Origin of the sequence: Thiomicrospira sp. WB1 (assembly GCF_001507535.1) — a bacterium.
GTDB lineage: Bacteria > Pseudomonadota > Gammaproteobacteria > Thiomicrospirales > Thiomicrospiraceae > Hydrogenovibrio.
On record NZ_LQBN01000001.1, the window covers coordinates 172825 to 185502 of the forward strand.

The following is a 12678-nucleotide window of genomic DNA, read 5'->3' on the forward strand; positions in this document are numbered from 1 at the left end:
CATGGCGAAGAAACGTACCGGGATGGGAAAACGAGGGGTGAACGCCCTGATTGGTGGGCGTCAGAAGGCGCAGAGCAGTCTGCATGACTTGCGCATTGATAAGCTCGACATTGATGATCTGATCCCGGGGGCCTATCAGCCGCGTCACCAGTTTGACGCGGACGCAATGCAGGAGCTGGCCGATTCCATTCGGATTCAGGGCATTGTGCAGCCGATTGTGGTCAAGCCGCTTGAAGACGGTCGCTACGAGATCATCGCTGGTGAGCGCCGTTGGCGTGCGGCCAAAATGGCCGGTCTGGAAAAAGTGCCCGTCGTGGTACGCCAGGCGGATAATCAGACCACCTTGGCCATGGCATTGATTGAGAACATGCAGCGCCAGGATCTGAATCCGATTGAAACCGCCTACGGCCTGAAGCGGCTGATGCATGAATTTGAATTAACCCAACAGGCTGTGGCTGACGCGGTCGGGCGTTCGCGCACTGCGGTCACCAATTTACTGCGTCTGCTGAAGCTGCCGGAGAAAGTGCAGGAACGGTTGCATCATGGTCAGCTCAGTATGGGGCATGCGCGCGCCATCATTACCTTGCCGCAGGACGTGCAGTTCACGCTGGCGGAAAAAGCCGTGCAAAAAGGCTGGAGTGTGCGCGAAATGGAGCAGGCCGTGCAAAAACTTCTGGTACCGGCCAAAAAGGGGCGTAAGGCCGAGCCAGCGGTTTTGAGCGAGCCCTTGCAGAACTACCAGCGCTCCCTGGAACAGAAGGCCGGTACGGCGGTCAATATCGCCCAAACCCAAAAAGGCAGTGGGCGCATTGAAATTCGATTCAAGAACGAAAAAGAGTTGGAAGCGCTGTTGCGTCGGCTGACATAGTCGAGTGGCAAAAATGACCAGGCCTGGTCATAAATATAGTGGTTGATCTTCACAGAAACCAATATCTTGTAGTCTAAAAAATTTAATCGGGCCATGACTGGATTTTGTGGCATAAAACCGATATGATTCCGTGCGTTTAGGCTGGACCGAAATGGTCAGCGCCCGACAATCCGAACGTTTTATTGGATGCCCATGCACGAGAACGATCACAACGCCCAGAACGATTCGGAAAAAAAGAACAAGCCCGCTTTGAATTTTTTATTGATGGGCGCCGGTTCCATGTTTACCAGCATGGTGATTGCCGGATTTATTGTCGGATACATCCTGGACGAGTTGTTTGACACGCTCCCGGTTTTTTTGATGCTCTGCGGGTTGCTGGGGTTCATCGGCGGCATCTTGAAAGTGAACAAGCTGCTGGGGAAAATGTCGCTGCTTGATCCACAGAAGCCGGCCGATGCAGTCAATCAGGCGCGAAACAACCCGGAAAACGAGACAAAGCAATGACAACGTCGCAGCCGATGACAAACATCAGCGCCCGCCGGGCATGGAAAGCTCAGCTGGTACTGGGGCTGCTGGCAGTGTTGGTGTTTGCATTCTGGTCCATGGCGCAGGACGCGCTTTACGGGCTGCTGATCGGGCTGCTGAATGTGGCCATGCTGAGCTGGACGTTTCAAAAAGCCAATGCGCGCGCGGCGCAAAACCCGAAAAGCGGGATACAGATTTTATATTTGAGTGCAGTCATACGCTTTGTGCTGTTGGCTGTGTTATTTGTTTTGGGGCTGCAAGTCTTTGAACTGAACCCGATGCCGGTGGTGTTGACCTTTGTGGTCATGCAGATCGGGCAGATGGTCAATCTCAAAGGCAAGCAGCGTTTGACTGACTAAGGAGAAGACCCTTGAGTGCTGAAAAAATGGGAACCGTCGAGTACATCCAGCACCACTTGACCAACAACACAGTGGGCGAAGGATTCTGGACGTTTAACGTGGATACCATCGTGGTCAGTGCCTTGCTGGGCGCGCTGATTGTTTTAGTGGCGGCGCGTCTTGGCAAGCAGCTGGAATCAGGAACCCCGGGTGGCTTTCAGAATTTTGTCGAAAGCATTCTGGATTTTGTCGCGACCAATGTGCGCGATGCGTTCCCCGGTCATAATCCTTTGATCGCCCCGCTGGCGCTGACCATTTTCCTGTGGGTGTGGTTGATGAACTTTATGGATCTGATTCCGGTGGATCTGTTCCCTTACCTGTTCCAGATGATTGTTGGGGATTCGCACGCTTACCTTAAGATCGTGCCGACGACCGATTTGAATACAACTCTGGCCATGGCCTTTACCGTGTTCGCTTTGATTCTGTACTACAACATCAAAGTCAAAGGCGTGACCGGTTTTATTAAAATGTTTTTATTCCACCCGTTCGGCAAGTTTCTGGTGCCGGTCAACATTGTGATGACCTTCATTGAAGAGATCGCCAAGCCGATTTCTCTGGCATTGCGTTTGTTCGGTAACATGTTTGCGGGTGAGCTGGTATTCCTGCTGATCGCTTTGATCGGTGGAACGTTGGCAGTGGGTGCCGCTGCCTTATTCTGGGCACCTTTGCAGGCTTTGCTTGATCTGGGATGGGCGATTTTCCACATCCTGGTGATCACGCTTCAGGCCTTCATTTTCATGGTGCTGACGATTGTTTACCTGGGGATGGCGCACGAGGATCACTGATCCACGCCGATCCGGTAGCAAACTGAAGAATGCGGGGTGTCTTGCATCCCGAAAGGTTTAAGCGCACCTTGCCTGGGTTTCATCTCGACTGAGACGAACGGGGTAAAAAGCTTTTTTAACTTTAACTGTAACTTTAAGGAGTAAACTAAATGGAAGCTCAATTTATTGCGGACATTTATGCTGCGACAGCAATTGGTGTAGGTGTGATTCTGGCAGCCGCCGGTCTGGGTTCTGCCATCGGTTGGGGTCTGATTTGTTCCAAGACTCTGGAAGGCATTGCACGTCAGCCAGAAATGCGTCCGGCTCTGATGACCAACATGTTTATCTTTGCGGGTCTGATGGAATCCTTCCCATTCATTATCCTGGCTTTCGCCATGTGGTTCCTGTTTGCTAACCCGTTCGTTGGTGCCATGCAAGCGGCAATGGGTGCTTAAACCCAGCTGAATCAAACGGCTAATCATTAATCAACGAATGGCGAGGTAACCACTGTGAGTATTAACGCAACGCTTCTCATCCAGATCATTGCATTTGTGCTGTTGATTTGGTTTGTGAACAAGGTGCTGTGGGGGCCGCTGTCGAAGCTAATGGAAGACCGTCAGAAGAAAATTGCTGACGGCCTTTCAGCGGCTGAGAAAGGGAAGCATGAATTGGAACTGGCCGAAAAACGTGCCAAAGAAGTTCTGAAAGATGCGAAGTCTCAAGCACAGACGGTGCTCAGCCAAGCGGAAAAGCGCGGCTCTGAAATTGTCGAGGATGCCAAAATCAAGGCAGCCGAGGAAGCAGAGCGCATTAAAGCGTCCGCACAGGCCGAGATCGAACAGGAAGTCAGCCGAGCCAGAGAAGAACTTCGTAAAGAAGTCTCGGCTCTGGTCGTGGACGGCGCAGAGAAGATTTTGAAAAAAGAAGTCAATGCGGCGACCCACAATGACATGCTTGAATCCCTAGTCAAATCAATCTAAGGGACAGCTATCATGGCAGAACTTATTACTATTGCTCGACCTTACGCCGAAGCCGCTTTTGCGGCGGCCAAGGAAGACAATTCAGTCGCAGACTGGTCTGGTCAGCTCGAAAAGCTGGCCATGATTGCTCAAGACGAAAGCCTTTTGGCATTTGAAAAATCGTCCGAAGCAACGACCGATAAAGTGTTAGACGTGATTGTCGGTGCAATGGGCTCTGATTTGATGAACCCAGTGCACAACATGCTGAAAATTATGGCAGAAAACAAGCGACTATCGGCCCTGGCCGACGTCGCTGATCTGTTTCAGCAGCTGCAGGCAGAAGATGAGAAACGCATCCGTGCGACCGTGATCTCTGCCCAGGCGACAACGGCTGAGCAACAATCAAAATTAAGTGCTGCGCTCAATGCGAAATTTGATGCGGACGTTGAAATCACCTACGAAGAAGACCCTTCTTTGCTGGCAGGTATCAAAATCAAGGTCGGTGACTGGGTCGTAGATGGCTCCGCACAATCGCAGTTAAACAAACTCGGCGCAGCAATCGCCCAATAATGGAGAGGAACAAACATGCAATTGAATGCCTCTGAGATCAGCAACCTTATCAAAGACCGAATCAAAGGGTTTGATAGTGCTGCAGAGTCTGGCAGTGAAGGCACGGTCGTCAGTATTGCCGACGGCATCGCGTTGCTTCACGGCGTGTCAGACGTAATGTATGGTGAGATGGTTCAGTTCGATGAAAACACCTTTGGTATGGCCCTGAACCTGGAGCGTGACTCCGTGGGTGTCGTGGTCCTGGGTGAATACGAACACATCTCAGAAGGTGACAAAGTCACCTGTACCGGTCGAATCCTGGAAGTACCGGTTGGTCCTGAACTGAATGGTCGCATCGTCGATGGCCTGGGTCGTCCGATTGATGGCAAAGGCGCGGTGGACACCAAAGTGACTTCCCCCATCGAGCGCATTGCGCCTGGCGTTATCGAGCGTCAAGCGGTGGATCAGCCAATGAAAACCGGTATCAAATCAATCGATTCCATGATTCCTGTGGGCCGTGGTCAGCGTGAGCTGATCATCGGTGACCGTCAGACGGGTAAAACAGCCATCGCTATTGACGCAATCATTTCCCAGAAAAACACGGGTGTGAAGTGTATCTATGTGGCCATGGGCCAAAAAGCGTCCACGGTGAACAACGTGGCTCGCAAACTGGAAGAGTACGGCGCCATGGACAACACGGTCATCGTTGCAGCGAATGCCTCTGATCCGGCTGCTCTGCAGTATATGGCTGCTTACGCCGGTTGTGCGATGGGTGAATACTATCGTGACCGTGGTGAAGACGCGCTGATTATTTATGATGATCTGACCAAGCAGGCTCAGGCCTATCGTCAAATTTCATTGTTGCTGCGTCGTCCACCAGGGCGTGAAGCTTTCCCAGGTGACATCTTCTATCTGCATTCTCGTCTGCTGGAACGTGCGGCGCGTGTGAACGCGGACTATGTTGAAGAGTTCACCAACGGTGAAGTGAAAGGCAAAACCGGTTCTTTGACGGCACTGCCAATCATCGAAACCCAGGCGGGTGATGTTTCCGCGTTCGTACCCACCAACGTGATTTCGATCACTGACGGTCAGATCTTCCTGGAAACCGGCCTGTTTACCCAAGGGATCCGTCCTGCTGTGAACGCGGGTCTGTCCGTATCACGTGTGGGTGGTTCCGCTCAAACCAAAGCGATCAAGAAAATGGGCGGTGGTATTCGTCTTGACTTGGCTCAGTATCGTGAGCTGGCGGCATTTGCTCAGTTCGCTTCGGACCTGGATCCAGCAACCAAAGCTCAGTTGGAACGTGGTAAGCGTGTCACCGAGCTGATGAAGCAACCTCAGTATTCACCTTTGTCAACGGCTGAAATGGCTGTGTCCCTGTATGCCGCAAACGAAGGTTACCTGGACGACATCGAAGTTGAGAAGGTACTGGACTTCGAATCCGCTTTGCATGCTTACTTGAATTCTGAATACAAAGCGCTGGCAGATAAGATCAATGAAAAAGGCGACTGGAATGATGAAATCATTTCTGAAGTCAAAGCAATGGTCGATGCCTTTAAAGCGAACGGCGTATTTTAAAGAAGAGGTGAGCCATGGCAGGCGGTAGTAAAGAGATTAAAGCTAAGATTAGCTCCGTAACAAATACGAAGAAAATCACCAAAGCCATGGAAATGGTGGCGGCTTCCAAAATGCGCAAAGCTCAACAGCGCATGGAAGCGACCCGTCCCTATGTCGAAAAAGTGAAGCGAGTGATTAACCACGTCTCAGCCGCGCACCCTGAATATAAGCATCCTTATACTCAGACGCGCGATTCTGTTAAACGTGTCGCGTTGATCATGGTCTCTTCTGATCGTGGCTTGTGTGGTGGTTTGAACTCAAACTTATTCCGCAAAGCATTGCCTATGCTGAAAGCTTGGCAGGAACAAAATGTTGAAGTGGAGCTGGCCCTCATCGGGAACAAAGCGCAAGCTTTTTTCCGCAGCTATGGGGGCAATGTGGTGGCGTCTGTGACCGATTTGGGTGACGCGCCTCACATTGAGGACTTGGTTGGAACCATTAAGGTGGTTCTGGATAAATTCGAAGCCGGTGATGTGGACGAAGTCCATTTGGCCTCGAATGAGTTCATCAATACCATGACTCAGCAGCCTACTATCAAACAACTTGTTCCGCTTGAATCTGATTCTGAAGAATCTACAGATGAAACACACTGGGATTATCTTTATGAACCAGACGCGAAGACAGCGCTTGATCTGTTGATGCGCCGCTACGTCGAAAGCACTGTTTACGGTGCCGTGGTTGAAAACGCTGCCTGTGAACAGGGCGCGCGTATGATTGCCATGAAGAATGCGACGGACAATGCAGGCGAAATGATCAACGATCTCAAACTGTCTTACAACAAAGCTCGTCAGGCAGCAATCACGGCTGAATTGTCGGAGATTGTGGCTGGTTCATCGGCTGTTTAAGTTTGTAGTGTTTCAATAAAAGGTTAAAGATTATGAGTGGAAAAATAGTACAGGTAATCGGCGCGGTCATTGACGTCGAATTCAAAGGTGCTGATTTACCAAAAATCTATGACGCGTTAACCGTTGATGAAGTTGGACTGACTCTGGAAGTTCAGCAGCAGATCGGCGACGATCAGGTCCGTGCGATTGCAATGGGCTCTTCAGACGGTCTTAAGCGCGGCATGAATGTGAACAACACCGGTGAAGCGATTTCGGTTCCGGTGGGTAAAGCGACTTTGGGTCGTATTTTCAACGTTCTGGGTGAAACCATTGACCACAACGGTCCGGTAGAAACCGATGAGCGCAACACCATTCACCGTCCGGCTCCGGCATTTGACGAGCTGGCAGCGTCTCAGGAATTGCTGGAAACCGGTGTAAAAGTCATCGATCTGATCTGCCCATTCGCCAAAGGTGGTAAGGTTGGTCTGTTCGGTGGTGCCGGGGTTGGTAAAACCGTTAACATGATGGAATTGATTCGTAACATCGCCATCGAGCACTCCGGTTATTCCGTTTTTGCCGGTGTGGGTGAGCGTACCCGTGAAGGGAACGATTTCTATTATGAAATGGAAGAGTCCAACGTACTGGATAAGGTTGCGCTGGTTTACGGTCAAATGAACGAGCCACCGGGGAACCGTCTGCGTGTGGCCCTGACTGGTTTGACCATGGCTGAATATTTCCGTGACGAAGGTCGTGATGTATTGTTCTTTGTGGATAACATCTACCGTTATACCCTGGCCGGGACCGAAGTGTCTGCTCTGTTGGGTCGTATGCCTTCAGCGGTGGGTTATCAGCCAACTCTGGGTTATGAAATGGGGATGATTCAAGAGCGTATCACCTCGACCAAGACTGGCTCGATAACTTCGATCCAGGCGGTTTACGTTCCGGCGGATGACTTGACCGATCCGGCGCCTGCGACCACGTTTGCTCACTTGGATGCGACGGTTGTACTGAACCGTTCCATCGCTGAGATGGGGATTTACCCAGCGATCGACCCACTGGATTCCACCTCTCGTCAGTTGGACCCACAGGTGGTTGGTAAAGAACACTATGAAACCGCGCGTGGTGTTCAGGAAACCATGCAGCGTTACAAAGAGCTGAAAGACATCATTGCCATTCTGGGCATGGATGAGCTGTCTGAAGAAGACCGTGCGATTGTGGCACGTGCTCGTAAGATGCAGCGTTTCTTCTCTCAGCCTTACTTTGTGGCCAAAGTGTTCACGGGTGAAGACGGGCGTTATGTTCCGTTGAAAGAAACCATCCGCGGCTTCAAGATGATCATCAGTGGTGAGCTGGATGATGTGCCTGAGCAGGCCTTCATGTTTGCCGGTGACATCGACGAAGTGCTGGAAAAAGCCAAAAAATACAAAGGTTGATGAATCATGGCAGTCTCAATGCAAGTCGATATTGTCAGTGCTGAAGGGTCAATGTTCTCTGGTAAAGCGGACAGGGTCTTTGCACAGGCTGCCGATGGTGAAGTCGGTATCCTGCCCAAGCACACACAGTTGCTGTCCAACCTGAAACCCGGACAGGTTCGTGTGGTCAGTGGGGATGAAGAAGACAGCTTCTTTATCAACAGCGGGGTTCTCGAAGTTCAACCGGACGTCGTGACCATTCTGGCTGACACGGCCATCCGAGCGGAAGATTTGGACGAGTCTCAGGCGCTTGAAGCCAAGCGTCGCGCTGAAGAAGCAATGGATCAGGCCAAATCGGATACGGACATTGCCCGTGCTCAGGTTGAACTGGCCGAGGCCGTTGCCCAGATTCAGACGATTACCAAATTGCGTGATCGTTTGCAGAAGACGGGCATGTCTTAAGTCAGTCGACGCTTCCATAAGAAAAGCACCTTCGGGTGCTTTTTTTTTGTCTGTCGCGTGCTCAGCGCAGGCGGTCTTCACATGCTTTATAATCTGTTTATTATTTTTACTTTTTATTTTGAAAGGCGTTTGATTCAGGAAGGATGCTATGGCATTAAAAGTCATTATTTTAGCCGCTGGCAAGGGGACGCGCATGCGCTCGCGGCTGCCCAAGGTGCTGCAATCGCTGGCGGGTCGACCGTTGCTGGCGCATGTGGTGGATCGGGCGCACGCGATCCATGCCGACGAAATCGTGACGGTGATTGGCCATGGTAGCGATCAGGTCCGTCAGACATTTGAAACCGCGGGGGTGAGATTCTGTGAGCAATCAGAGCAGCTCGGTACCGGTCACGCGGTCCAACAAGCGGTGGATCACCTGGATGATGCCGATACAGTGCTGGTGCTTTACGGAGATGTCCCTTTGACGGCGCCCGAAACGCTTAAGGATTTGATTTCACTGGTCGGTTCGGCCCATCCTTTGGCCTTGCTCAGCATGACCCTGGAAGAACCCGATGGTTACGGTCGCATTGTCCGCAATGCGCATCATCAGGTGGAAGCCATTGTTGAGCAAAAAGATGCATCGACAGAGCAACTGGCGATTCGGGAAATCAATACCGGTATGTTGGCCGCCAGAGGCGCAGAACTTAAAAAATGGCTAGGGGCACTGGATGCGGACAATGCACAGGGCGAATATTATTTGACCGACATTGTGAGCATGGCCGTGGCCGATGGGTTTGAGATCGCAACCACCGAACCGGAGCGTTTAAGTGAGGTGTTGGGCGTGAATAATAAGTCCCAACTGCAAACATTGGAGCGGCTTTATCAGCGTGAGCAGGCCGAGCGTTTGATGGCACAAGGTGTGACGTTGTCGGACGCGTCACGCCTGGACATCCGGGGCCAACTTGAGGTGGGGCAGGATGTGTCACTGGATGCCAATGTCGTCATCGAAGGCGCGGTTCATTTGGGTGATGAGGTGGTGGTGGAGCCCCATTGTGTGCTCAAAGATTGCCGGATTGAAGCGGGCACGCGCATTGCCGCATTCAGTCATATCGAGGGCGCCAGCGTGGGGCCGGACTGTACGGTTGGCCCTTATGCGCGATTGCGTCCCGGAACAGTGTTGCAACAGGGCGCAAAGATCGGCAATTTTGTGGAAACCAAAAACGCCCGGATTGGTGATGGGTCCAAGATCAATCATCTGTCTTATATCGGCGACACGACGATGGGCGCTCATGTGAACATCGGTGCGGGCACCATTACCTGTAATTACGATGGGGTGAACAAGCATCGCACCGACATCGGTGATGAGGTGTTTGTGGGCTCAGCGACACAGCTGGTGGCGCCGGTCAAAGTGGGGTCAGGGGCGACCATCGGTGCGGGATCGACCATTACCAAAGATGTACCGGGTGACACCCTGACGCTTTCGCGTAGCCGACAGACCAGTCTGAAAAGCTGGCAAGGTCCACAAAAGAAGGACATTGATCCGCAAACCTAACCAGGCCTGGTCAAAACCGACCCACCTGGGACCACAAGGAGCACATATGTTGTATCACACCTTGGATGCCAAGCAAGCCGAACCGTTTGAAAAGGCGATGGATCAGGCTGGCTGGACGCTGGTGGTCAAAGACGGCGGCCAGTCCAATTTTATTGGCTGGGCTTATATTATCCACTGGCAGAAAGCCGCTGAGGATCAGCCCCCGGCGGAAGTTAAATTGAATTTTGAAGACAACATGGGCGAGCAGACAGCCTGGTTGGAAATGACTCCGTCAGCAAAAGCCGACGTGATGGCGATTGTGGATGGTCTGACGCAATGATGATGTCGTGGCGCGATGCAGTGGATTTAACGCGTCTGAACCGCCCGGTCGGGATTTATCTGGTATTGTGGCCGACACTTTGGGGGTTGTGGCTGGCGGCAGAAGGGGTGCCGCCGATTTGGGTGCTGATCGTTTTTGTACTGGGGACGGTGCTGATGCGCTCGGCCGGTTGTGTGATCAATGATTATGCCGATCGACATTTTGATGGTCATGTGGCACGCACCTGTGATCGGCCGCTGGCGACCGGTCGGGTGAGCGAAAAACAGGCGTTGGGGCTGTTTGTTTTGCTCGGAGTACTGGCGTTTGCCTTGGTATTGACCTTGAACGGTCTGACCATTGCCTTGTCGTTGGTGGGGCTTGGCCTGTCCGCGCTTTATCCGTTTATGAAGCGCCACACTCACTGGCCGCAATTGTTTCTGGGGGCAGCCTTTGCCTGGGCAATTCCGATGTCATTTTCCGCCGTTCAGGCTCAGGTACCGGTTGTGGCCTGGTGGGTGTACGCCACCACTCTGGTATGGGCACTGATCTATGACACCGCTTATGCCATTTACGACAAACCGGATGATCTGAAAGTCGGCATCAAATCCACGGCGGTTTTATTTGGGGATTACGTGCGCCCGGCGATTTTTATGTTTCAGTTGCTGATGCTGGCCGGGTTGGTCGCAATCGGATGGGTGTTTGAGCTGGGTTGGGCTTACGCCATATCGGTCGTCATCGCCGCCGGCCTGATGGGGTATCATCAAATCCTGTTGGGCAAAGGGCAAGCCTCTTCGGCGTTTCAGGCGTTTTTGCACAACCATTGGATCGGTGCGGTGATTTGGCTTGGGTTGGTGGTGGCGTATCTGTAGCCGGCGCTTGTCCGGATCGAGCTTCCATGCTCAGTGATAAAGAGACGGATCCGTGGCGTGAAGATCCTGTGACCAGTCACTCTTTTCAATGGCTTTTTCCAATAAATGCAGAAGCACTTGCACGACTTTGGGGTCATAGCCCAGTTCCAGTCCGGCTCCTTTTTCCGGCTCCAGAGCAATTTTCGGCTGGTCGCTGTCCAGCCCGCGGAAAGTAATTTTGCTCAGAAGGATTGGGTCCGGGCCAATCAGGTCTTTTGCTTCTTGCGGGGCCTCATAAGCCTGCTCAAAGGCTTCTTCCGGCAGGTCCCCGGCGTTTTCACCTGCGTCGTCGGTGCTGTTCGCGGCCCATTGTTTCATTTGCTGAGGGGAAAGAATGGGCTCGCCCGTTTGCGGATGTTCGCCGTGCAGTGCGGGCAACAATAAGGCCAGAAAGCGCCGGGTAATCCAGGCACTGGCCTCAAAGCCGGACTGTGTATGCAATTTAAGCAGAATCCGATCCTCAATCGCGTTATATTGAGCCTGAAGCTGTTGAATGTGGTCGGACATGTGAAGCATCGCTTAATCAAACAAAACGCCATTATACTGACTTTGGGGTGTCTTTGGGGGCTGCCGGGGATCTGTGACGACGCCTTGAAAAGCCAGGAGCCTTCTTCGCGAGAGGCCGAGGTGTCGGAGGCGATCATTCAGCCGGATACCCAGACGCCCATGGACACCGTGCATGCATGGATCGGCTCGTCGGTGGACGGTGTCGGACGAACCTTGGATGGTTTCTTTGGTGCGGCCGATGAATTTGAACAGGCAGGCGGCAGTCGATTGGATGTGACCCTGCCTTTTTCTTATCAGTCAACGGATGGTCTGAGTTCCGCGGTGGATCTGGATGCCCGGATCGCCTTGCCGCGTACAGAGCAACGCTGGCATCTATGGCTGAAGTCGGCCCGAGACCCCTTTTCCGAACAAGCTGGAAACAATGCGAATGCCGGATCATCATCCGACTCGGCAAGGGTTCAGGTTGCCCAACCCACCGAAGAGCGCCAGAGTTCGCTAGGCCTTCAGACCTTTTTTGAGTCCAATGAAAATCTGATCTCCCTAATCGATGTGGGGATCGGAATGGATGAGGATTACCTGCCCTCACTCAGTGCGCAGATTGAATCTCAGTATGTCTGGGATCTGGGGGTGTGGGAGGCGCGCACCCGACCGGCCGTTTTCTGGTCGGGCCAGGACGGTGCCGGCGCCCGGCTGACGCAACTGGTGTCTTATTACTGGACTGAGCAGCGCTTTGTCCGTTCGGAAACCGGGATGGAAGCCTGGCGGGATGACGGGGGGCGTGACGTTTCACACGCCTGGACACTTTACGATCAGGTCAGTTCCACTCAGGGGTTTTCGTATCGATTCTCCGCACAGTGGGACAATCGCCAGGATGGCTGGGGGCTGCGCGCTTACGGGCCCGATGTCCGTTGGCGTCAGAGGGTCTATCGCGATTGGCTGTTTTTGGAAACCGGTGTGTTTGCCCGCCCGCATCCAGGCGAGTCCTGGCAGGCGGCAGAAAAAGGTATTCTCATTGAGTTGGAGGCTCGTTTTTACGCGCCGGAATCGAGGCCGTGA

At 52.7% G+C, this 12678-nt stretch carries 16 protein-coding genes; 15 read left to right on the forward strand and 1 reads right to left on the reverse strand.

The features are described from left to right. Nucleotide 1: 1 nt before the first annotated feature. The 14 genes from AVO41_RS00785 to ubiA all read left to right on the forward strand — a co-directional run bounded on the left by AVO41_RS00785 (nt 2) and on the right by ubiA (nt 11076). Nucleotides 2–868 carry a ParB/RepB/Spo0J family partition protein gene (locus AVO41_RS00785; protein ID WP_068581163.1) on the forward strand — a complete coding sequence of 289 codons (867 nt, stop codon included), beginning with the start codon at nt 2–4 and terminating at the stop codon, nt 866–868. Between the two features lie 192 nt (nt 869–1060). Beyond that, on the forward strand, nt 1061–1372 hold the full coding sequence (locus AVO41_RS00790) for an AtpZ/AtpI family protein (RefSeq protein ID WP_068583165.1): 312 nt from the start codon (nt 1061–1063) through the stop codon (nt 1370–1372). Beyond that, nucleotides 1369–1752 carry an ATP synthase subunit I gene (locus tag AVO41_RS00795; RefSeq protein WP_068581165.1) on the forward strand — a complete coding sequence of 128 codons (384 nt, stop codon included), beginning with the start codon at nt 1369–1371 and terminating at the stop codon, nt 1750–1752. The genes AVO41_RS00790 and AVO41_RS00795 overlap by 4 nt, the downstream gene beginning before the upstream one ends. An 11-nt stretch (nt 1753–1763) precedes the next feature. Next, nucleotides 1764–2576: a F0F1 ATP synthase subunit A gene (atpB, locus tag AVO41_RS00800; protein WP_068581168.1), complete on the forward strand. Its 813-nt coding sequence runs from the start codon at nt 1764–1766 to the stop codon at nt 2574–2576. A gap of 149 nt (nt 2577–2725) precedes the next feature. Further along, entirely contained in the window at nt 2726–3010 is a 285-nt protein-coding gene (atpE, locus tag AVO41_RS00805; protein WP_068581171.1) for a F0F1 ATP synthase subunit C, read from the forward strand. A 54-nt stretch (nt 3011–3064) separates the two neighbouring features. Next, nucleotides 3065–3535, forward strand: a complete 471-nt coding sequence (locus tag AVO41_RS00810) for a F0F1 ATP synthase subunit B (RefSeq protein WP_068581176.1) — start codon at nt 3065–3067, stop codon at nt 3533–3535. Between the two features lie 12 nt (nt 3536–3547). Next, the gene (locus tag AVO41_RS00815) at nt 3548–4084 is read left to right on the forward strand and encodes a F0F1 ATP synthase subunit delta (protein ID WP_068581178.1); all 537 of its coding nucleotides are present in this window, start codon (nt 3548–3550) and stop codon (nt 4082–4084) included. 15 nt (nt 4085–4099) lie between these two features. Beyond that, the gene (gene atpA, locus AVO41_RS00820; RefSeq protein ID WP_068581181.1) at nt 4100–5641 is read left to right on the forward strand and encodes a F0F1 ATP synthase subunit alpha; all 1542 of its coding nucleotides are present in this window, start codon (nt 4100–4102) and stop codon (nt 5639–5641) included. Between the two features lie 14 nt (nt 5642–5655). Beyond that, complete coding sequence (atpG, locus tag AVO41_RS00825; protein WP_068581184.1) at nt 5656–6525, forward strand: F0F1 ATP synthase subunit gamma; 870 nt, start codon at nt 5656–5658, stop codon at nt 6523–6525. 29 nt (nt 6526–6554) lie between these two features. Further along, complete coding sequence (gene atpD / locus AVO41_RS00830) at nt 6555–7937, forward strand: F0F1 ATP synthase subunit beta (RefSeq protein ID WP_201022837.1); 1383 nt, start codon at nt 6555–6557, stop codon at nt 7935–7937. 6 nt (nt 7938–7943) lie between these two features. Beyond that, complete coding sequence (locus tag AVO41_RS00835) at nt 7944–8378, forward strand: F0F1 ATP synthase subunit epsilon (protein ID WP_068581190.1); 435 nt, start codon at nt 7944–7946, stop codon at nt 8376–8378. Nucleotides 8379–8526: 148 nt separating this feature from the next. Further along, entirely contained in the window at nt 8527–9909 is a 1383-nt protein-coding gene (glmU, locus tag AVO41_RS00840) for a bifunctional UDP-N-acetylglucosamine diphosphorylase/glucosamine-1-phosphate N-acetyltransferase GlmU (protein WP_068581194.1), read from the forward strand. Nucleotides 9910–9955: 46 nt separating this feature from the next. After that, nucleotides 9956–10228, forward strand: coding sequence for a hypothetical protein (locus tag AVO41_RS00845; RefSeq protein ID WP_068581197.1), 273 nt, complete (start codon nt 9956–9958; stop codon nt 10226–10228). A 2-nt stretch (nt 10229–10230) separates the two neighbouring features. Next, nucleotides 10231–11076 (forward strand): 4-hydroxybenzoate octaprenyltransferase, encoded by an 846-nt coding sequence (gene ubiA, locus AVO41_RS00850; RefSeq protein ID WP_082676518.1) that lies wholly within the window; start codon nt 10231–10233, stop codon nt 11074–11076. Nucleotides 11077–11106: 30 nt separating this feature from the next. On the opposite strand, the gene AVO41_RS00855 is transcribed toward ubiA, so the two are convergent. Then, entirely contained in the window at nt 11107–11622 is a 516-nt protein-coding gene (locus AVO41_RS00855) for a hypothetical protein (protein ID WP_068581202.1), read from the reverse strand. On the opposite strand from AVO41_RS00855, the gene AVO41_RS00860 reads away from it, so the two are divergent. Next, nucleotides 11623–12678, forward strand: a complete 1056-nt coding sequence (locus AVO41_RS00860) for a hypothetical protein (RefSeq protein WP_153003446.1) — start codon at nt 11623–11625, stop codon at nt 12676–12678.